The organism is Kitasatospora sp. NPDC059648 (assembly GCF_042734825.1).
Taxonomy (GTDB): domain Bacteria; phylum Actinomycetota; class Actinomycetes; order Streptomycetales; family Streptomycetaceae; genus Kitasatospora.
In genome coordinates this window covers 1-20,893 of sequence record NZ_JBHWDU010000111.1, presented here as the reverse complement: position 1 = coordinate 20,893, position 20,893 = coordinate 1, and the positions used below count along the sequence as shown (strand labels likewise).

Below are 20,893 nucleotides of genomic sequence, written 5' to 3'. Positions count from 1 at the left end.
CCTCCGAAGAGGGCCGCCACCGCCGTTCACCGTCTCGTCGGCCGGAGCCGACGACCGGACCGCTACCCGGCCGCTCCGCCGCCCTGGGCGCCGCCGGTGCTGCTCGGGGTCGGCTTGCCGCCACCGCCACCGCCGCCGCCACCGCCGCCACCACCGCCGGTGCTGGGCGGCGGCGTCGACGGGCAGAAGATGAGACCGCAACTGCTCGTCGGCTTCGGCTGACGGGTGGCGGTCGCCGTCGGGGTCGGCTGGCAGTCCACGCCCGGCACGCAGCCCCCGCCCTGGGTGGGCTGCGGCGGCTGCGGCTGGGTCGGCTGCTGGACCGGCGCCTGGGTCTGGGCCGGGGCCGACGGGGTCTCCGTCACCGTCTGGGTGGGCGTCGCCGTGGCCGTGGACGGCGCGCCCGAGGAGTCCACCTCGGTGCCGACCGACTGCGGGGTCGGGAAGTCCATCTTCTTCTCGTTGGCCAGCGCGGCCTTCATGTACCGGGTGAAGATGTCGGTGGGGATGTCACCACCGTGGATGGACTCCTTGCCGCCGGTGCCGTTGAGCGACTCCCGGTCGTGCTTGCTCGGGTCCTCGCGCCACATCGCGACGCTGGTGACCAGCTGCGGGGTGTAGCCGACCCACCAGGCCGACTTGTTCTGGTCGGTGGTACCGGTCTTGCCCGCCACCGGGCGGCCCAGGGAGTTGGTCTTGGTACCGGTACCGTTCTTGGCCACGTTCACCAGCACGTCGGTGACGTTGTCGGCGACGGCCGGCTCCAGCGCCACCTTGGTGTCCTTCTTGCCGAAGCCCGGGCGCTCCCTGCCGTCCACCTCGACCTTGGTGACGGAGTAGGGCTCGGCCTCCTTGCCGCTCGCCGCCAGGGTGCCGTAGCCGGTGGCCATCCGGATCGGGCTGATGGTGGAGGTGCCGAGCGGGAAGGTCGCGGTCTTCGGGTCGGCCAGGCTGTCCCGCTTGATGCCCATCTGCACGGCCATGTCGGCCACGGCCGGACCGCCGACGTCCTGGTTGAGCTGGACGAAGGGCACGTTGTACGAGAACTGCATGGCCTGCCGCAGCGAGACGTAGCCGCGCTTGCCGGAGTCCTCGTTCTTCTGCCGGTAGGGCTTGCCGTCGTCGCCGATCACCAGCGAGCCGTCCGGCTTGCGGATCTCGGACATGTCGTCGGCGAGGTAGCGGCTGTCGGCGTTGATCCGCTTGGGCTTGCCGTCGCCGTCCTTCGCGGTCTGCACGCCGACCTGCATCGCGGTGGCCAGCACGAAGGGCTTGAAGGTCGAGCCGACCTGGACGCCGCCCGCGTTGGCGTTGTTGTCGAAGTGGCCGTTCTCCACGCCGTCGCCGCCGTAGATGGCGACCATCGCTCCGTCGCCGGGGCGCAGGCTGGCGGCGCCGAACTGGACGAAGGTGTCGTTGTTGGGGCGCTTCTGCGGGTCGAGGTTCTCGGCCTTGACGTCGTCGACGGCCTTCTTCAGGGCGTCGACCTTGTCCTTCTCGAAGGTGGTGTAGATCTTCAGGCCGCCCTTGTCGATCATCTGCTGGGTGATCGACTTGTCGGTGGCCATCACGTACTGGTTGGCGGTGTCGACCAGGTAGCTGATCTCACCGTTCATGTTGGAGCTGGACTTCACCGGGATCGGCTCGGGGAAGGTGGTGCACTTCGCCCGCTCCTCCGCGGTGGCGTTGTGGGTGATCACCATCCGGTCCAGGATCCACTTCCAGCGCTCCACGGCGCGGTCGTGGTTGGCCGGCTTGGACGGGTCGTAGTAGTTCGCGCCCTTCAGCAGTCCGGCCAGCATGGCGCTCTGGCAGAGGTTCAGGTCCTTGGCGTTGACGCCGTAGTAGGCCTGGGCCGCGGCCTGGGCACCGTTGGCGTTGCGGCCGAACCAGCTGGTGTTGAGGTAGCCCTTGAGGATCTCGGGCTTGTCCAGCTTCTGGTTGATCTTGAGCGTGATGAAGAACTCCTTCAGCTTGCGGCTGAGGGTCTGCTCCTGGCTGAGGTAGGCGTTCTTGACGTACTGCTGGGTGATCGTCGAGGCGCCCTGGGTCTCGCCGCCCTTCGCCATGTTGTAGACGGCGCGCAGCATGCCCTTGGGGTCGACGCCGCTGTCGGTGCGGAAGGTCTCGTTCTCGGCCGAGATGACGGCGTTCTGCAGGTTGGGGCTGATGTCGTTGAGTTCGACGATCTGGCGGTTGGTGTCGCCCTTGCGGGTCATCTCGCTGCCGTCGGCCCAGTAGTAGATGGTGTTCTGTTCCTTCACCAGGTCCTTGAGGTTCGGGATCTCCGTGGTCTGGTAGAGGTAGAACACGACGCCGACGCCGGTGGCGAAGAACAGCAGGAAGGCGCTCAGCCACTGCTTCCAGGACGGCAGCCAGCGGCGGATGCCGGTCTTGCCGAACCGCGGGTAGTCGATGAAGCGCTTCTTGCCCGGGCCGGCGGCTGCGGCGGAAGCGGCGGCGGCTCCGCGCCGACCGCCCCCCTTGCCCTTCTTCTGCGCCGCCTTGCGCATCTCGGCACGGGTCATCCGGGGCTGCTGGGCGGTCTCCCGGACGCCCGGCGGGCGTCGGCGGCCGAGCCCGTCCGAGGCCAGCTCGTCGGGACCGGGACCACCCCGACGACCTCCGCCTCCCGGGGGCTGCTGCCCGTCACCGCCCGGGTTGGGCGTCCTTCGCCGTCGCTCGCTCATGTTCTCAGCCGCTCCTCGCCAGGCCTTGGCGGCCTGAAGGCAGGGTTCCTGTCCGATGCCCGGACCGCCCTAACCCCGGAGGTTGGTCCTCGTGCACACGCGACAGCGTACGCAGCGCTGAAATACAACTAATCGGGCATCAGCCGCCAATAACCGCAAAACGACGACAGATCATTACATGCCCGTTGCCAACCCCACCCGCGCGTCGGCTTGTGATCACATTCACGCGTGCCCCCCTTGCCCGTTCCGGAGGTCGGGTTTACTGTTCTCGATATATCGAGCCGATACATCGAAGCGGTATACCGACGGTGCAGCGGCCGGAGCGAGGGTCGAGAGGGAGGAGGACGACGGCAGTGGGCAGGCGCTCAGGAGTGCTGGAGTTCGCCGTTCTCGGCCTGCTCCATGACGCCCCGATGCACGGCTACGAGCTGCGCAAGCGGCTCAACATCCTGCTCGGAGCGCTGCGGGCGCTCTCCTACGGAACGCTCTACCCGTGCCTGAAGAGCCTGGTCGCCCAGGGTTTCCTGGTCGAGGACAACCCGGACGTCGAGTACGTCCCGGCCACCGCGCTCAACGGCAAGCGGTCGAAGATCGTCTACCGGCTCTCCCCCGAGGGCAAGCAGCGCTTCGAGGAGCTGCTCGCCGACTCCGGTCCGGACGCCTGGGAGGACGAGCGCTTCGGCGTCCACTTCGCCTTCTTCGGCCAGACCGACCGGGCCGTCCGGATGCGCGTCCTGGAGGGTCGCCGCAGTCGGCTGGAGGAGCGCCTGGAGCGGATGCGCAGCTCGCTGGCCCGCGCCCGCGAACGGTTCGACGACTACACCGTCGAACTCCAGCGGCACGGCCTGGAGTCGGTGGAACGCGAGGTCCGGTGGCTCAACGAGCTGATCGAGACCGAGCGGGCCAACCGCACCGGCCGGACCGGGCCCGCTGCCGGCGCCCCCACCGGGAGCACCGGCGCCACCGCCGTACCCCCCACGACTTCGGACGGCCGTGGCCAGGAGACCGGGTCCCCCGACCCGTCCGGGCCACCGTACGACCGCCCGGGGCGCTCCGACCAGGAGCGCTGACACCGCGTCAGCCCGGTGCCGCGCGGCAGGAGTGGGCGCCTCGCGCCCGTACAAGCAGTCATTCGAAGAAGCAGGACGAGTGCCGTCGACCCCGGCGGCCCTCATGAGATCACAGGGAGCAACCGGAATGGGTTCGGTTCGCGTAGCCATCGTGGGCGTGGGCAACTGCGCCGCGTCGCTGGTGCAGGGTGTCGAGTACTACAAGGACGCCGACCCGGCCGGCAAGGTCCCCGGGCTGATGCACGTCCAGTTCGGTGACTACCACGTTCGTGACGTGGAGTTCGTCGCCGCCTTCGACGTCGACGCCAAGAAGGTCGGCTTCGACCTGGCCGACGCCATCGGCAACAGCGAGAACAACACCATCAAGATCTGCGACGTCCCGCCGACCGGCGTGACCGTCCAGCGTGGCCACACCCTCGACGGCCTGGGCAAGTACTACCGGGAGACCATCGAGGAGTCGGACGAGGCTCCGGTCGACGTCGTCCAGGTCCTCAAGGACAAGCAGGTCGACGTCCTGGTCTGCTACCTGCCCGTCGGCTCCGAGGACGCGGCCAAGTTCTACGCCCAGTGCGCCATCGACGCCAAGGTCGCCTTCGTGAACGCCCTGCCGGTGTTCATCGCGGGCACCAAGGAGTGGGCGGACAAGTTCACCGAGGCCGGCGTGCCGATCGTCGGTGACGACATCAAGTCCCAGGTCGGCGCCACCATCACGCACCGCGTGATGGCCAAGCTGTTCGAGGACCGCGGTGTCATCCTCGAACGCACCATGCAGCTGAACGTCGGCGGCAACATGGACTTCAAGAACATGCTGGAGCGCGAGCGCCTGGAGTCGAAGAAGATCTCCAAGACCCAGGCCGTCACCTCGCAGATCCGCGACCGCGAGCTGGGCGCCAAGAACGTCCACATCGGTCCGTCGGACTACGTGGCCTGGCTGGACGACCGCAAGTGGGCCTACGTCCGCCTTGAGGGCCGCGCGTTCGGCGACGTCCCGCTGAACCTGGAGTACAAGCTGGAGGTCTGGGACTCCCCGAACTCCGCCGGTGTCATCATCGACGCCGTCCGCGCCGCGAAGATCGCCAAGGACCGCGGCATCGGTGGCCCGATCCTGTCGGCCTCCTCGTACTTCATGAAGTCCCCGCCGGTGCAGTACTTCGACGACGAGGCCAAGGAGAACGTCGAGAAGTTCATCCGCGGCGAGGTCGAGCGCTGAGCGCAGCTCGGTTCGCGACTTTCGAGCGCCGAGTGCAGAGCTGACCGCTCATAGCGCGGCCGAAGGGCTCACGATCATCCGATCGTGAGCCCTTCACGTTTCCGCAGCGAATGTTTCACGTGAAACGGCGCCCGGTTCCATGGCACTCTGGGCGGGTGGCGATCACCGAGAACGGCAGCACCCACCAGTCCGCGCAACGCGCCACGCTCCCCGGCCTGCTCCGTGGCCGGGACTTCCGCCGGCTGCTCACCGCCCGGGTGCTCTCCCAGCTCTCGGACGGCGTCTTCCAGGTCTCGCTCGCCGCCTACGTGGTCTTCTCCCCCGAGAAGCAGTCCTCCCCCGCCGACATCGCATCGGTGCTGGCCGTGATGCTGCTGCCGTTCTCGGTGATCGGCCCGTTCGCCGGGGTGCTGCTGGACCGCTGGCGCCGCCGTCAGGTGCTCTACTTCGGCAACCTGGCCCGCTTCGGGCTGGGGCTGGGTACCGGAGCGCTGCTCCTGGTCGAGGCGCCGACCTGGCTGTTCTTCGCGTCGGCGCTGCTGGTCACGGCGCTCAACCGGTTCATCCTGGCCGGCCTTTCGGCCGCCCTGCCGCGGGTGGTCGAGCAGGACACCCTGGTCACCGCCAACGCCCTCTCCCCCACCCTCGGGACGGTCGCGGCCGCCTCGGGCGGGGGCATCGGCTTCCTGCTGCACCAGGTGATGGCGCCCGGGCCTGAGGCGGACGCCGCGCTGGTCACCGTCGCCTCGCTGCTCTACCTGTCGGCCGCGCTGGCCGCCCGCCGGATGGACCGCGACCTGCTCGGCCCCGAGCGGCACGGCGACCACCCCGCGCTCGGCCAGGCGCTGAAGCGGGCCGCCGTCGAACTCGGCGCCGCCGTGCGACACCTGGTGCGGGACCGCCGCCCCGCCGTGCACGCGCTGGCCGCCGTCACCGCGGCCCGGTTCTGCTACGGCGTGCTGATCGTGGTCGTGGTGATGCTCGCCCGGTACACCTTCAACGACCCGGCCGACAGCGCGGCCGGACTGGCCACCCTCGGCCAGGCGGTCGGCCTGTCGGCCGCGGGGTTCTTCATCGCCGCGGTGGTCAGCCCCTGGTGCACCCGCCGGCTCGGCCTGGCCGGCTGGATGACGGTCTGCCTGCTCGCCCCGGTGGTCTTCGTCCCCGCGCTGGGCCTCTTCTTCGCCCCGATCCCCTGCCTGGCCGCCGCCCTGCTGCTCGGAGTGGTCACCCAGGGCACCAAGATCTGCGCCGACACCGTGGTGCAGGAGTCGGTCGAGGACGAGTTCCGCGGGCGGGTCTTCGCCATCTACGACGTGCTGTTCAACGTCGCCTTCGTGGCCGCCGCCCTGGTCACCGCACTGGTGCTGCCGCTGTCCGGCCGCTCGGTCACGGTGGTCCTCGGGGTGGCCGTGGTGTACGCGCTGACCGCGGTCCTCTACCTGCGGGCCGTCCGGCGGTCCGGACCGCTCCCCGGCGACGGCCACTGAAACCGTCCGGTAGCGGAATCGAAACCACCCTGTCCCGATGTCCCCTGCGGCCGCGGGACCGATTGCGTCCGACCGAGTCGCTAAGGTACGTAAACCTGTCTGAACGACAGCACTCGGTCACGGGGGACGAACTGATGAGCACACCGACCGGCCCGTACGGGCCGCCGCCACCCGCCGCGCCCGGGTACGGTCCGCCACCGCCCGCGTACGGCGGCCAACCGCCCTACGGGCAGCAGCCGGCCGCCCCGCTGCCGTACCCCAACCCGTACGCCCAGAACCCGTACCCCCAGGCACCGCAGCCCCAGCCCCAGCCGCAGCCCCAGGCCCCGTACGGGCAGCAGCCGCCCGCCGGCGCGTACGGCTACCCCCAGCCCGCCCCGGTGGCGGCGACGCCCCCCGCCAAGCGCGGCGTCCGCTCCAAGCTGAGGATCGCCGGGCTGGTCGGCGGCTGCGCCGTGCTCGCGGCCGGCTACTTCGTGGCCGGCCCGAGCGTCAGCAGCGCCAAGCCCGGCGACTGCGTCCGGGTGAGCGGCTCGCGTGACGTCGAGATCGTCAAGTGCACTGACACCAAAGCCAATTACAAGGTGCTGTCGAAGTTCACCGGCACCACCGACGTGGCCCGCTGCCGGCAGACGCCGCAGACCACCAGCGCCGTCTCGGGCAAGAGCGGACGCCGCTGGAACAAGACGCGGTACGTGCTCTGCCTGGGCCCGCTGACCCCCACCACCGGCGGCTACCCGCCGGTGAAGAAGTCCTGACCCTTCCGCCACCATTCCTGTTCCCGGGGGACCTCCTTGTCCGCTCCGCCTCCGCCCCAGATGCCCTACGGCCCGCCACCGGGTGACGGCAGCCCGTACGGCGCACCGCCCCCGCCGGGGTACGGCTACCCGGGGGCCCCGCCCCCGGAGCAGCCCTACGGCGCCCCGCCGCCCGGCTACGGCTACGGCTACCCGCCGCCGGCCCCGGCGGACGGGGAGCACTGCCGCTTCTGCGGCGGCTTCCCCGCGGTGCGCGCGACCGTCCGCGGCCACCAGGGCCTGATAGTCGCGTTCCGGATGCTGCGGATGCACGGGCCGTTCTGCCGCACCTGCGGCACGGCCACCGTGCGCGACATGTCCGCCCGGACGCTCGTCCAGGGCTGGTGGAGCTGGGTGTCGCCGCTGCTGACGCTGATCACCCTGCTGATGAACCTCGGCGCCCACGGCCGGATCAAGCGGCTGCCGCCGCCGATGCCGGGTACCCACGGCCCCCAGCTCGACCCGGGCACCCCGCTGACCAGCCGCCCGCACCTGGCGATGCTGCTGGTGCCGGTCTCCCTGCTGACCACCGGGATCCTGGTCGTCACCGGCGTGATCGGTCCGAAGAGCGACCCCGGCACCCCGGTCGCCTCCCCGTCGCCGGTCAACACGGTGACCTTCTCCCCGTCGCCGCAGCCCACCTTCAGCTACACCCCGCCGCCCCCGATGCCGTCCTTCTCCCTGCCGAGCATCACCCTGCCGCCGGTCGCCACCCCGACCGACCCGAGCGACGCGGTGGACGACGCCAAGACCGGCGACTGCCTGCGCAACGACGGGACCAGCGCCGACCACCCGAAGATCACCGTGCTGCCCTGCACCGACGCCAAGGCGCAGTACAAGGTGGTCTACAAGTACTTCGCCACCTCCGACGAGACGGTCTGCAAGAAGCAGCCGAAGTCGGACAGCACGTACACCCGCACCTACTCGAACTGGCCGGCGCTGGACTACGTGCTCTGCCTCAAGCATCTGAAGTGATCCCGCGCACGGGCGAGGGGCGGCACCGGGGCCGCCCCTCGTTCCTTCGCCGCCGTCGTGGTCAGCCCTGCTGCTGGCCGTCCCACCAGGCCCGCAGCGCCGCGACCGCCTCGTCGGGCCCCATCGGGCCGTGCTCCAGCCGCAGTTCGAGCATGTGCTTGTACGCCTTGCCGACCTGCGGGCCGGGCTTCAGCCCGAGCAGCTCCATGATCTGGTTGCCGTCCAGCGCCGGACGGATGGCGTCCAACTCCTCCTGCGCCTTCAGCTCGGCGATCCGGTGCTCCAGGCCGTCGTAGGTGCGCGAGAGGGCGGCCGCCTTCTTCTTGTTGCGGGTGGTGCAGTCGGAGCGGGTGAGCTTGTGCAGGCGCTCCAGCAGCGGCCCGGCGTCGGTGACGTAGCGGCGCACGGCCGAGTCGGTCCACTCGCCGCCGCCGTAGCCGTGGAAGCGCAGGTGCAGCTCGACCAGGCGCGAGACGTCCTCCGTGAGCTCCTTGGAGTACTTGAGCTCGCGCATCCGCTTGCGGGCCATCTTGGCGCCGACCACCTCGTGGTGGTGGAAGGAGACCCGGCCGTCCGACTCGAAGCGGCGGGTGCGCGGCTTGCCGATGTCGTGCAGCAGCGCGGCGAGCCGCAGGGTGAGGTCCGGGCCGTCCTGCTCCAGGGCGATGGCCTGCTCCAGGACGGTCAGCGAGTGCTCGTAGACGTCCTTGTGCCGGTGGTGCTCGTCACGCTCCAGCTTCAGCGCGGGCAGCTCCGGCAGCACGTGCCCGGCCAGGCCCGTGTCGACCAGCAGCCGCAGGCCCTTCACCGGATGGTCGGCCAGCAGCAGCTTGTTCAGCTCGGCCTGCACCCGCTCGGCCGAGACGATGGTGATCCGCTCGGCCATCGCGGTCATCGCGGCGACCACCTCGGGCGCCGGGTCGAAGTCCAGCTGGGCGGCGAAGCGGGCGGCCCGCATCATCCGCAGCGGGTCGTCGGAGAAGGACTCCTCCGGGGTGGCGGGGGTGCGCAGCACCCGGGCCTCCAGGTCCTCCAGGCCGTGGTGCGGGTCGACGAAGCCGCGGCCGGGCAGGTCGACGGCCATCGCGTTGACCGTGAAGTCCCGCCGGACCAGGTCCTGCTCGATGGTGTCGCCGTAGGTCACCTCGGGCTTGCGGGAGGTGCGGTCGTACGCCTCGGAGCGGTAGGTGGTGATCTCGATCAGGAAGGAGCCCTCGGGGGTGTCCTTGCGGGCGCCGACGGTGCCGAAGGCGATGCCGACGTCCCAGACCGCGTCCGCCCAGCCCTTGACCAGCTTGAGCACCTGCTGCGGGCGGGCGTCGGTGGTGAAGTCCAGGTCGTTGCCGAGCCGGCCGAGCAGCGCGTCCCGCACCGAGCCGCCGACCAGGGCCAGCCGGTGACCGGCCGCCTGGAAGCGGCGGGCGATCTCGTCGGCCACCGGAGACACCCGCAGCAGTTCTTGCAGACCCAGGGTCTGGGCCTCGCTCAGGCCTGGGACGACCTGGGCGGCGGTGCTGGGACGATCGGTGCGCGCGGTGGGCTCATTGGCAGTGGACACGGCTCACAAGGGTACGTGCCCCGGAAGGTCAACCGCCCGCGCGTTTCGGGCGTCTCATCCCACAGCCCGCAACACTGCACGCCAGGCTGGATCGTTACCATGCCGGTGGACGGATCGCGGACACCGGAACCGGGGATGCGGTGTCGCGTGCCGCCGCCGTGCCGACGGAACCCTCCGCGGCAGCAGGGTGGCGTACAGCGTCGAACGAAGAACGTCGAGCGGGGAACGTCCGGCACCAGCGCCGGGCGGACAGCATCAGCATCAGCAGCGAGCGATCGAACAGAACGGCGAGGGCGAAACGAGTGAGTGAGCCGGCACGGCACTCGGGCCTGGGGGCGCACCGACAGCCTGGACGGGCATCGGGCCCCGACGGACGTCCCGCCGACGGACGGAGCCCGGGCCGCCTCGCCCGCCGCTTCGCCGCCGCCTGCGCGGCCGCCCTGACCCTGTTCACGGCCGCCCCCGCCGTGGCGCTGCCGGCCGGCGGCAACATCCGCCCGGCCGCCGACGCCGCGGCCACCGCGGAGTACCCGGTGGTGCTGACCATCGAGACGGTGACCCCGCAGCTGGCCGTTCCGAACGGCACCGTGTCCATCACCGGCCACGTCACCAACTCGGGCAAGTCGGCCCTCAAGGGCGCCCACGCGGCAGTCCGCAAGCCGGTCTCCAACAAGCCCCTGCAGCGGCGCAGCGAGCTCCAGGGCGTGGCCTCCCGCACCACGCCGAGGGGCGACGACGGCACCGAGCTGGACAGCCCGCAGTACGCCCTGCCGGAGCTGAAGCCCGGCCAGAGCCTGCCGTACACCCTCAGCGTCGCGGTCAGCGACCTCGGGCTGTCCGAGAGCGGCGTCTACGAGCTCGCGGTGGACGCCTGGGGCTCGACCGCCGACAACCCGCGCGACCGGCCCCTGGGCATCGCGCGGACCTTCCTGCCCTTCTCCCAGGGCGGCACCGAGGCCCAGCCGACGAAGGTCACCACGCTCTGGCCGCTGGTGCACGCGCCGGTCCTGGCCGCGCAGACCGCCGCCGACAACGACCAGACCCTCCCGGTGCTGCGCGACGACAGCCTGGCCACCGAGTTCGCGCCGGGCGGCCGGCTGTACGAGCTGGTCGACACCGGCTCCAAGCTGACCGGCCTGACCTGGGTGATCGACCCGGACCTGCTGGACGCGGCGTTCGCGATGACCGGCAAGTACCGGGTGCAGAAGCCGGGCGGCGAGGCGGCGGGCAAGCCCGCCAAGGAGGACAACACCGTCTCCCACGACGCCTCGCCCGCCGCCGAGGCCTGGCTGAACAAGCTGCGCGCGGCCGTCGCCAAGTCGGGCAACCAGGTCATCGCGCTGCCGTACGCCGACCCGGACCTCGCCTCGATCGCCCACAACGGCGCCGACCTGACCGGTATGGGCACCGCCCTGGACAAGGCGGCCACCGCCGGACGGCTGACCGTCGAGGGCCGGCTCTCCGTGGACACCCGCTCCGACGTGGCCTGGCCGTACCAGGGCTACCTCGACCAGCAGATCGCCGGCATCGCCCGGCAGGCGGGCAGCAGCCTGGTGCTGGTCAACGGCGCGAGCATGCCCGACCCGGACTCGGTGAACTACACCCCGACCGCGGTGCGCCCGATCGGCAACGGGCAGAGCGCCGTGGTCGCCGACGACACGGTCTCCTCGCTCTTCCAGAAGGACCTGAGCGCCCCGAAGGACCAGACCGACGCGACCCAGCGCTTCCTGGCCGAGACCTTCACGATCACCCACGAGCAGCCGCAGAACCAGCGCGGCCTGCTGGTCATGCCGCCGCGCGAGATGACCGCCGTCACCGCCAAGGTGCTGGCGGGCGCGCTGCAGACGGCGACCGACAAGTGGCTGGCCCCGGTGAAGCTGGACGCGCTGGCCCAGTCCGCGCCGGACCCGAAGGCCAACACGGCCGTCCCGTCGTCCGCCGACTACCCGACCCAGGCCCGGGCCACCGAGCTGCCGGCCGACGCCCTGAGCGGCACCGACACGATCCAGCGGAACCTGGACACCCTGATGCGGGTGCTCACCCTGCCGCAGCGGGTCCGCGGCCCGTTCAGCGCCGCCATGGTCCGCTCGCTGTCCACCGAGTGGCGCAGCCAGGCGCCGGCCGGCCAGGACTACCGCCAGGGCGTGGGCCAGTACCTGACGGAGCTCACCAACGCCGTCCAGGTGCCGAAGAAGAAGGTGGTCACCCTGGCCGGGGACACCGGCCAGCTCCAGGTCAGCGTGCGCAACGACCTCACCCAGACGGTCACCAACCTGAAGCTGCGGCTCAGCTCGAACCAGCCGAACCGGCTGCGGGTGGGCAAGGAGGAGGACCTCGTCCTCCCGGCCTCGCAGAGCGTCACGCTGCGCTTCAACGCCGAGGCCCGCAACAACGGCCCGGTCACCATGATCGCCCAGCTGTACACCACCGGCCCCGATCCGAGGCCCTACGGTGCTCCCCAGGTGTTCACGGTCGAGGTCACCTCCGTCACCAACGGGGTGCTGTACGTCTTCGCCGGCGCCGCCGTGCTGCTGGTGCTGGCCGCCCTGCGCTTCGTCCGCCAGCGCAAGCGGCGCGGCGGTCAGCCGCACGAGGACGGCGACCAGCCGATCGGCGACGGCCCGGCGGCGGACGGCCCGGACGGCGCCGCCGGAGCCGGGCCGGAGGAGCCGGAGGCCACCGAACCGGGCCCCGCCGGGGACGGTTCCACGGCCGGCGGTCCCGCGCGGAAACCGCGCGCCAGCAGCCCGGATGGCCGGGATCGGACCACCGGTGATGAGAAGGTTGGTCCTTGATACCGCCGACCACCCGCAACGCCGGGCCGGCCTCCCCCCACAACAGCGAAGAGGTGACATGACCGGGCGCAGCGAGGAGCGGCCGCCGGGCCGCGGTGAGAGCCGGCCGGGCGCCGAGTCGCCGTCCGGCGACTGGTACGTGGCCGACACGTACGCCCAGGACCCGTACGCCGCCGAGGCGTACGGGACCCAGCAGGACGGCCAGGACCCGTACGGACTGCAGGCCGGACGGCCCGCAGTCGCGCCACCGCCGGCCACCGCGTACGACGTGCCGCCGCAGCTTCCGCCGCAGGGCGGCGGCTACCCGACCCCGGTGCCGTCGACGCCGTTCTCGCCACCGGTGCCGCCCGTGCAGCCCGGCTGGGACACTCCCCCGGCGCAGGCCGGCTGGCCTCAGCAGACCGGTCCGGCCGCCGAGCAGTGGGGCGCCGCCGAGCAGCCGCAGCCGCAGTGGGAGCCGGGCCCGGCGCACTCCGCCTGGGACACCGAGACCACCGAGTACGTCGGGGTGGACGCGCTGTTCGGCGGCCACCAGGCCGGGGCCGTCGGCCCGCAGCCGGTGCCCCAGCCCGCCCCGGTCCAGCCCGTCCAGCCCGTCCCGCCGGTGCCCCAGGCCGCCCAGGTGCCGCCGGGTGCCCAGGTGCCGCCGGGCGCCCCCGCGCCGTACCCGCCGGCGGGCGGCTACCCGGGGCAGCCGCAGCACGGCGGAGCGGACGGGCAGCGCCCCTTCGTGCCACCGATCGAGTTCGACCCGCCGCTCTCCGAGGACGAGGCCACCATGCAGGTCGCCGCCGTCGCGGTGCCCCCGGCGGTCGAGCCGCGGGCGGACCTCGCCGAGGAGCGGAGCGCCCAGCCCGCGGCCGCACCCGCCCCGGCGGCCGGCGGCGGCAAGGTCGCCGGCCTGCTGAACTCCAGCGCGATCATGGCGGCCGGCACCCTGGTCTCGCGCGGCACCGGCTTCCTGCGGACCATGGTGATCGCCGGCGCGATCGGCATCGCGGTCATGGGTGACTCGTACAACGCGGCGAACACCCTGCCGACCCTGCTGTACATCCTGATCGGCGGCGGCGCGCTGAACGCGGTCTTCGTGCCGCAGCTGGTGCGCAGCATGAAGAACGACGAGGACGGCGGCACCGCCTACGCCAGCCGGCTGCTCACCCTGGTGATGGTAGGACTCGGCGGCGTGGTGTTCCTGGCGGTCCTCGGGGCGCCGCTGCTGGTCCAGCTGATCGCCCACCCGATGATGACCAACCCGGCCCGCGCCGACACCACGGTGGCGCTGGCCCGCTACTGCCTGCCGACCATCTTCTTCATGGGCGTCCACGTGGTGATGGGGCAGATCCTCAACGCCCGCGGCCGGTTCGGCGCGATGATGTGGACCCCGGTCCTCAACAACATCGTGGTGATCTTCACCTTCGGCGCGTACATCTGGGTCTACGGCGGCTACAACGGCACCCAGGTCACCCCGGAGAACATCTCCCCGGAGGGCATCCGGCTGCTCGGTCTGGGCACCCTGCTCGGCCTGGTGGTCCAGTCGCTGGCGATGGTCCCCTACCTGCGGGCCGCGGACTTCCACTTCCGGCCGCGCTTCGACTGGCGCGGCCACGGCCTGGGCAAGGCCGCCCGGCTGGCCAAGTGGACCTTCTTCTTCGTCCTCGCCAACCAGGCCGGCTACCTGGTCATCACCCAGCTGGCCACCGCGGCCGGCAGCGCCGCCGAACAGGGCGGCCACGGCGGTGTCGGCCTGTCTGCCTTCTCCAACGCCCTGCTCATCTGGCAGCTCCCGCAGGCCGTCATCACCGTCTCGATCATGAGCGCGGTGCTCCCCCGGCTCTCCCGGGCGGCGGCCGACGAGGACGCCGGAGCCGTCCGCGACGACCTGTCGTACGGGCTGCGCACCACCGCGGTGGCGGTCGTCCCGGCGGCCTTCCTGTTCCTGGCGCTCGGCCCGGCGATCGGCCGCTCGATCTACGCGGTCGGCGGCGGCGGCACGGCCCTGGACAACGCGACCAACGTCGGCCTGATGCTGTCGGCCTTCGCGCTCGGGCTGATCCCGTACTCGGCCCAGTACGTGATGCTGCGCGGCTTCTACGCCTACGAGGACACCAGGACGCCGTTCTCCAACACCGTCTGGGTGGCCGCCTGCCAGGCCGGCTTCTCGCTGATCTGCTGGGTCGCGCTGCCCGCGCAGTGGACGGTGACCGGCATGGCCTTCGGCTACGGCCTCGCCTACGCCGTCGGAGTGGCGGTCGCGGTGCCGAAGCTGAAGAAGAAGATCGGCGGGCTGGACACCAAGCGGATCGGCAAGACGTACAGCCGGCTGGCCGCCGCCTGCGTCCCGGCCGCGGCGGTCGGCCTCGGCGTCAGCCTGGCGGTCCAGCAGGTGCTCGCCGGCTGGGCGGGCAGCGTGCTGTCGGTGGTCCTGGCCGGTGGACTCCAGCTGCTGGTCTTCGTGTTCATCGCGAAGCGCCTGCGGATCGAGGAGATGAACGCCATGCTGGGCATGGTCCGCGGCCGACTGGGCCGCTGACCGACCGGCCAACCGGCCGGACGGGTGAACGCCCTGACCGGGCGTCAACCGGGGCGACCGCCTCCTCCGCCCGTCCGGCCGGGTTCCGGGCCGCCACCGCCGCCGGGAACGCCCGGCCCGTGACGTGGCGGCCCGGTGTCGGATCTGCACGACATCTCTCCACCCCTGGGCAACCTGGCGGACGTCTCAGCGGTCGTACCCGGTGGAGAAGAGTGGGCACAATTGTCCTGGAGCACAGGGCGGCCTATCCGCGCGCTCCAGCGACTCTCTCGGCCGGGGCGACACAAGGGGAGGCAGGACCACGGTGGCTGATGGCACCAAGGCGGTCGTCGACACGTCAGCAGCTGACGCGGCGGCGGACGAGGCCGCGCTGGCTGCGGCGATCGACGAGCTCGGGGGCGGGAAGAGCGCCCCGGCGGGCACCGCCGACGCCCCCGCCGCGGACGCTCCGAGGGCCGGGTCCACGGCCAGCTCCCGAGCCGGGTCGAAGACCGCTCCCACGGCCGGATCGAAGGCCGCCTCCAGGGCAGGCTCCACGACCGCCTCCGAGGCCCCGTCCGGGGCCGCCCCCACGGCGGGGGAGGAGGACGCCCCGGCCGACGACGACCGGGACGCCGAGCCCGCCCGGGAGGCCTCCGCCGGCGAGGAGACCTCGGAGATCACCGCCCCGCTCTCGGTCGACGAGATCGCCGCCGAACTGGCGGCCGGCACCCCGCGGAAGAAGCCCGCCCCCGCGCCCGGGGCCGCCTCCGACAAGCGCCGTCCGACCGACCCCCAGCCCACGGTCGACCCGCGCGACACCGCCACCCTCCCCCGAACCCTCCCCGCACCGATGCGGCACAGCGGCGACAAGATCGGCAACCGCTACCTGCTCGAAGAGTGCATCTCCCAGACCGAGACCTTCAGCAGCTGGCGCGCCGTCGACGAGAAGCTGCGACGGGCCGTCGGCGTCCACCTGATGGCCTCCGGCCACCAGCGCGCCCGCAAGGTGCTGGCCGCCGCCAAGTCGGCGGCCCTGCTCGGTGACCCGCGCTTCGTCCAGGTGCTGGACGCCGTCCAGGAGGGCGAGCTGGTCTTCGTCGTGCGGGAGTGGCTCCCGCACGCCTCCGACCTCGCCAAGCTGCTCACGGACGGCCCGATGGAGCCGCACGAGGCGTACCAGATGGTGCGCCAGGTCGCCGACGCCGTCGCGGCCGCCCACCGCCGGGGCCAGGCCCACCTGCGGCTCACCCCGCGCTGCGTGCTGCGCACCGACAGCGGCCAGTACCGGATCAACGGCATCGCGGTGGACGCCGCCCTGCGCGGGCTGCCCCCGGAGGAGTCCGCCGAGGACGCCCAGCGCACGGACACCCGGGCGATCGGCGCGCTGCTGTTCGCCGCGCTCACCCACCGCTGGCCGTACCCGGAGGACCGCTACGACCTCCGGGGGCTGCCCAAGGGCCTGCAGAACGCCGCGCCGGACCAGGTCCGCGCGGGCGTCCACAAGGGCCTGTCCGAGCTCGCGGCGCGCGCCCTGTTCGACCACCCGCCGCACCACGCCGAGCCGATCACCACCCCGGAGGAGCTGGTCCGGGCGATCGCGCAGATGCCCCGGATCCGCCAGCCCGAGCCCGAGCTGCCGGCCTTCCACACCCCGCCCCGGCACAACACCCACGCCCTGCCCACCGCGCCCAACCCCACCCGGGTCGCCGACACCACGGTCGCCCCGCTGCCGGCCTCCTCCCGGCCGACCGCCGCCCGGCGCACCAGGCGCCGGCTGCGCCGGGCCGTCAAGGCCACCGCCTGGACGGTCGCGCTGGGCGCGATCGGCGTCGCCTCCTGGCAGTTCGTCGGCAGCCTGCGCCACACCGGTCAGGCCGTCGCCACCCCGCAGCCCTCGGTCAGCACCGCCGCGCCGAGCGTGCACCCGACGGTGCACGCTCCGGTGCCGGTCGCCATCAAGGGCGCGGAGTCGTACAACCCGCTGGGCGACGGCCCCCTGGGCTCCGAGAGCATCAAGAACGCCGTCGACGGCGACCCGGGCACCGCCTGGACCACCGGCTGGTTCGTCGACCAGCTCGGCCCCAAGCCGCCCGCCCTCCAGTCGGGCACCGGCCTGATGATCGACCTCGGCTCGGCGCAGTCGGTCTCCTCGGTGACCGTCCAGTTCCAGGGCGGCGAGCAGACCGCGGAGCTGCGGGTGCCCCCCGCGGCCGTCGCCAACCCGTCGCAGCTCAAGCCGGACAGCTTCACCACCCTCGCCAGGAAGTCCGGCAACACCGTCGACTACACCCTCGACTCCCCGGTCACCACGCGCTACCTCTTGATCTGGCTGACCGCTCTGGCCAAGGATGGCGACGGCAGGTACCGCGGCCACGTCGCCGAGGTCAAGGTCTCCGGCTGACCGCACCCCGGCGCACCGGAACGACGGCAAGGGGTCGAGGGGTGACAGTGGCGGACGACGACGCGGCGCTGCTCGCCCGGCACGTCGCCGGTGATCCACACGCCTTCGGGCAACTGGTGACCCGTCACCGCGACCGGCTCTGGGCGGTCGCCCTGCGCACCCTGGGGGACCGCGAGGAGGCCGCGGACGCCCTCCAGGACGCCCTGGTCTCCGCCTTCCGTGCCGCCCCCGGCTTCCAGGGCCGCTCGGCGGTCACCACCTGGCTGCACCGGATCGTGGTCAATGCCTGCCTGGACCGCGCCCGGCGCAGCGCCACCCGGCGCACCACCCCGCTGGACGACGACCCGCAGCGGCTGGACGGCCTGGTCGGCACCGCCGAACCTGCCGACTCCCCGGTGGTCCGCGCCGAGGTGCACCGCGAGCTGACCGCGGCCCTCGCCGAGCTGCCCGTCGAGCAGCGGGCCGCACTGGTCCTGGTCGACATGCAGGGCTACCCCGTCGCCGAGGCCGCCGAGCTGCTGGGCGTCCCGGTGGGCACGGTGAAGAGCCGCTGCGCCCGGGGCCGGGCCCGGCTGCTGCCACTGGTCCGGCACCTGCGCGAGACGGACGGCGGGGCGCGGGACGTTTCACGTGAAACACCGGGGCGCGGGGCGCCGGGGCGCGGCGCATCCGGTTCGCCCGGCGCGGCCCCGCCACCGCGCCATGACGCCCAGGGGAACCCGACCGGCCCCCGCACCGTCACAGGGACAGGCCCGAGCACCGGCCGCACGATGCTGGAAGGAGATGCGAGCACGCGATGACCGCCCCCCTCTCCTCCCCCGGGCCCGCCGACGCCCACCCCTCCGTCGAGGAGCTCGCCGACCTCGCCGAGGGCCTGGTCGAGCCCGACCGGGCCGCCGCGCTGCACCGGCACGTGGACGGCTGTGCCGAGTGCCGCGAGACGGCCGACGCCCTGGCCGAGGTGCAGGCACTGCTCGGCGCCGCCGCACCGGAGCCGATGCCCGCCGACGTCGCGGCCCGGCTGGACACCGCCCTCGCCGAGACCGCCCGCACCGACCAGCACGGCACGGCGGCCGGGGCCGCCGAGCGCCCCCGGCGGGCCCCCGCCACGCCCGTACGGGCCGTTCCGCCGTCCGCGGCCCCGCCGTCCCGCCCCGGCTCGTCCTCCGGCCCCGGCCGCTCCCGGCCCCGCCGCCGGCGGTTCGCCGTGCTGCTCGGCGCGGCCGCCGCACTGGCCGCCTTCGGCCTCGGCGGAGCCCTGCTGCTGGACCACTCCGAGAACTCCGGTACCTCCGCGGCCTCGGCCGCCTCGGCCGCCTCGGCCGGAGCCCCCGAGGACCGCAGCGCCCGCACCCCGCACCTGGCTGGCCCCGGCACCGTCTACCGGGAGGACCAACTCGCCACGCAGGTCCAGCAGTTGCTGGCCCGCTCCGGTGCCGAGCCCGGACTGCGCGCCACCGGGCCGGCCAGGTCGGACGCCGCCCCCGCCGAGGGCGCCCGGCCGGAGTTCTCCGGCCCGGCCTCGCCCGCCGCCTGCCGGGCCCCCGCCCCGGGCACCCCGCTGGCCACCGACCGGGGCAGCTACCAGGGCTCCCCGGTCGAGGTCCTGGTCTACCCGGCCGCCGACCGGCCCGGTCTCGTGGACGTCTACCTGCGCGCCCCCGACTGCGGCCCGGTCATCCTGCACCGGACCGTCCCCGGCCACTGAGCGACCGTTCCCAGCCACCGGCAGGCCGTTCCCATGCGATCGACGACCAGGACGCCACGCCGCTTCCGGAGTTCGGGCACCTGGTACTGATCCGCCTGGGAATGCGAGAGACTGGACAGTCGTTGTCCCGGGCGGCGGAGCAGGACCGCCCTCCCCGCAGCAAACGCGGGTCGCGATGCGAACCAGGAGAAGCAGTGAGCGACGTCCGTAACGTGATCATCATCGGTTCCGGCCCGGCCGGGTACACGGCTGCGCTCTACACGGCCCGTGCCTCCCTCAAGCCGCTGGTCTTCGAGGGGGCCGTGACCGCCGGTGGTGCGCTGATGAACACCACCGAGGTCGAGAACTTCCCGGGCTTCCGGGACGGCATCATGGGCCCCGAGCTGATGGACAACATGCGCGCGCAGGCCGAGCGCTTCGGCGCCGAGCTGATCCCGGACGACATCGTCGCGGTCGACCTCACCGGTGACATCAAGACCGTCACCGACTCCGAGGGCAACGTGCACAAGGCCCGCGCCGTGATCGTCACCACCGGCTCCCAGCACCGCAAGCTGGGCCTGCCGAACGAGGACAAGCTCTCCGGCCGCGGCGTCTCCTGGTGCGCGACCTGCGACGGCTTCTTCTTCCGCGACCAGGACATCGCGGTGGTCGGCGGCGGCGACACGGCCCTGGAGGAGGCGACCTTCCTCTCCCGCTTCGCCAGGAGCGTCACGATCATCCACCGCCGTGACACCCTGCGCGCCTCCAAGGCGATGCAGGAGCGCGCCTTCGCCGACCCGAAGATCCGCTTCGAGTGGGACAGCGCGGTCGAGGCCATCCACGGCGACCCGAAGCTGACCGGCGTCACCCTGCGCGACACCACCACCGGCGAGACCCGCGAGCTGGCGGTCACCGGCCTGTTCATCGCGATCGGCCACGACCCGCGCACCGACCTGTTCAAGGGCCAGCTGGAGCTCGACGCCGAGGGCTACCTGAAGGTCGACTCCCCCTCGACCCGCACCAACGTCGAGGGCGTCTTCGGCGCCGGCGACGTCGTGGACCACACCTACCGCCAGGCCATCACCGCCTCCGGCACCGGCTGCTCCGCCGCGCTGGACGCCGAGCGCTACCTGGCCGCGCTGGACGACGCGGAGAACAAGGCCGCCGCCGTCGCGGTCTGACCCCCGCCCTCCGAGCGAACCCCGCGGGGGTGTTCCACGTGAAACACCCCCGTCCCGGCCAGGCAGAAACAGAACGGGCCCGCCCGTTGTTCACCTGGCAGCAGCCCCCTCCGTCCTAACCCGAGGAGTTCCCGTGGCCGGCGCCACCACCACCGTCACCGACGCGACGTTCAAGTCCGACGTCCTGGAGAGCGACAAGCCCGTACTGGTCGACTTCTGGGCCACCTGGTGCGGCCCGTGCCGCCAGGTCGCCCCGATCCTGGAGGAGATCGCGGCCGAGCAGGGCGACAAGCTGACCGTTGCCAAGCTCGACGTGGACGCCAACCAGGTGACCGCCGCCGAGTACAACGTCATCTCGATCCCGACCCTGATCCTCTACAAGGGCGGCCAGCCGGTGAAGCAGATCACCGGCGCCCGTCCGAAGGCCGCGCTGCTGCGCGAGCTGGACGGCCTGATCTAGGTCCTCCGGTCACCGGTCGAACGGCGGCGGGGGGGCCCCCCACCGGGGCCCCCCCCCCCCGCCCCCC

Annotated in this window: 14 protein-coding genes; 12 read left to right on the top strand and 2 right to left on the bottom strand. The window is 72.5% G+C overall.

The window, feature by feature from the left end; all coding sequences use genetic code 11:
- Nucleotides 1-62 precede the first annotated feature (62 nt).
- Complete coding sequence (locus tag ACFV1W_RS36560; RefSeq protein WP_380421590.1) at nt 63-2,690, bottom strand: transglycosylase domain-containing protein; 2,628 nt, start codon at nt 2,688-2,690, stop codon at nt 63-65.
- Nucleotides 2,691-3,043: 353 nt separating this feature from the next.
- Between ACFV1W_RS36560 and ACFV1W_RS36555 the strand changes: the two genes are divergently transcribed.
- The 5 genes from ACFV1W_RS36555 (at nt 3,044) to ACFV1W_RS36535 (ending at nt 8,232) form a co-directional block, all read left to right on the top strand.
- Nucleotides 3,044-3,760 carry a PadR family transcriptional regulator gene (locus ACFV1W_RS36555; RefSeq protein WP_380421589.1) on the top strand — a complete coding sequence of 239 codons (717 nt, stop codon included), beginning with the start codon at nt 3,044-3,046 and terminating at the stop codon, nt 3,758-3,760.
- Between the two features lie 127 nt (nt 3,761-3,887).
- Nucleotides 3,888-4,970, top strand: a complete 1,083-nt coding sequence (locus ACFV1W_RS36550; protein WP_030278269.1) for an inositol-3-phosphate synthase — start codon at nt 3,888-3,890, stop codon at nt 4,968-4,970.
- A gap of 155 nt (nt 4,971-5,125) precedes the next feature.
- Nucleotides 5,126-6,460 (top strand): MFS transporter, encoded by a 1,335-nt coding sequence (locus tag ACFV1W_RS36545; RefSeq protein WP_380421588.1) that lies wholly within the window; start codon nt 5,126-5,128, stop codon nt 6,458-6,460.
- 134 nt (nt 6,461-6,594) lie between these two features.
- Nucleotides 6,595-7,218, top strand: coding sequence for a hypothetical protein (locus tag ACFV1W_RS36540; RefSeq protein WP_380421587.1), 624 nt, complete (start codon nt 6,595-6,597; stop codon nt 7,216-7,218).
- Between the two features lie 36 nt (nt 7,219-7,254).
- A complete protein-coding gene (locus ACFV1W_RS36535) occupies nt 7,255-8,232 on the top strand; it encodes a hypothetical protein (RefSeq protein WP_380421586.1) in 978 nt (325 codons plus the stop codon).
- A 61-nt stretch (nt 8,233-8,293) separates the two neighbouring features.
- On the opposite strand, the gene ACFV1W_RS36530 is transcribed toward ACFV1W_RS36535, so the two are convergent.
- Nucleotides 8,294-9,721, bottom strand: coding sequence for a CCA tRNA nucleotidyltransferase (locus tag ACFV1W_RS36530; protein WP_380421591.1), 1,428 nt, complete (start codon nt 9,719-9,721; stop codon nt 8,294-8,296).
- A gap of 371 nt (nt 9,722-10,092) precedes the next feature.
- On the opposite strand from ACFV1W_RS36530, the gene ACFV1W_RS36525 reads away from it, so the two are divergent.
- The 7 genes from ACFV1W_RS36525 (at nt 10,093) to trxA (ending at nt 20,826) form a co-directional block, all read left to right on the top strand.
- Nucleotides 10,093-12,585, top strand: a complete 2,493-nt coding sequence (locus tag ACFV1W_RS36525; RefSeq protein ID WP_380421585.1) for a DUF6049 family protein — start codon at nt 10,093-10,095, stop codon at nt 12,583-12,585.
- Nucleotides 12,586-12,643: 58 nt separating this feature from the next.
- Nucleotides 12,644-15,115 (top strand): murein biosynthesis integral membrane protein MurJ, encoded by a 2,472-nt coding sequence (gene murJ / locus ACFV1W_RS36520; protein WP_380421584.1) that lies wholly within the window; start codon nt 12,644-12,646, stop codon nt 15,113-15,115.
- A gap of 304 nt (nt 15,116-15,419) precedes the next feature.
- Entirely contained in the window at nt 15,420-17,498 is a 2,079-nt protein-coding gene (locus tag ACFV1W_RS36515; RefSeq protein ID WP_380421583.1) for a serine/threonine protein kinase, read from the top strand.
- 41 nt (nt 17,499-17,539) lie between these two features.
- Complete coding sequence (sigM, locus tag ACFV1W_RS36510) at nt 17,540-18,298, top strand: RNA polymerase sigma factor SigM (protein ID WP_380421582.1); 759 nt, start codon at nt 17,540-17,542, stop codon at nt 18,296-18,298.
- On the top strand, nt 18,295-19,206 hold the full coding sequence (locus ACFV1W_RS36505) for an anti-sigma factor family protein (protein ID WP_380421581.1): 912 nt from the start codon (nt 18,295-18,297) through the stop codon (nt 19,204-19,206). The genes sigM and ACFV1W_RS36505 overlap by 4 nt, the downstream gene beginning before the upstream one ends.
- Nucleotides 19,207-19,400: 194 nt before the next feature.
- The gene (gene trxB, locus ACFV1W_RS36500) at nt 19,401-20,366 is read left to right on the top strand and encodes a thioredoxin-disulfide reductase (protein WP_380421580.1); all 966 of its coding nucleotides are present in this window, start codon (nt 19,401-19,403) and stop codon (nt 20,364-20,366) included.
- A gap of 133 nt (nt 20,367-20,499) precedes the next feature.
- Entirely contained in the window at nt 20,500-20,826 is a 327-nt protein-coding gene (gene trxA / locus ACFV1W_RS36495) for a thioredoxin (RefSeq protein ID WP_030278258.1), read from the top strand.
- Nucleotides 20,827-20,893: the final 67 nt, after the last annotated feature.

What these genes read in the sequence shown, in the direction of transcription:
- ACFV1W_RS36560 (WP_380421590.1), bottom strand. Translation starts at nt 2,690, where the DNA reads ATGAGCGAGCGACGGCGAAGGACGCCCAACCCGGGCGGTGACGGGCAG.
- ACFV1W_RS36550 (WP_030278269.1), top strand. Translation starts at nt 3,888, where the DNA reads ATGGGTTCGGTTCGCGTAGCCATCGTGGGCGTGGGCAACTGCGCCGCG.
- ACFV1W_RS36540 (WP_380421587.1), top strand. Translation starts at nt 6,595, where the DNA reads ATGAGCACACCGACCGGCCCGTACGGGCCGCCGCCACCCGCCGCGCCC.
- murJ (WP_380421584.1), top strand. Translation starts at nt 12,644, where the DNA reads ATGACCGGGCGCAGCGAGGAGCGGCCGCCGGGCCGCGGTGAGAGCCGG.
- ACFV1W_RS36505 (WP_380421581.1), top strand. Translation starts at nt 18,295, where the DNA reads ATGACCGCCCCCCTCTCCTCCCCCGGGCCCGCCGACGCCCACCCCTCC.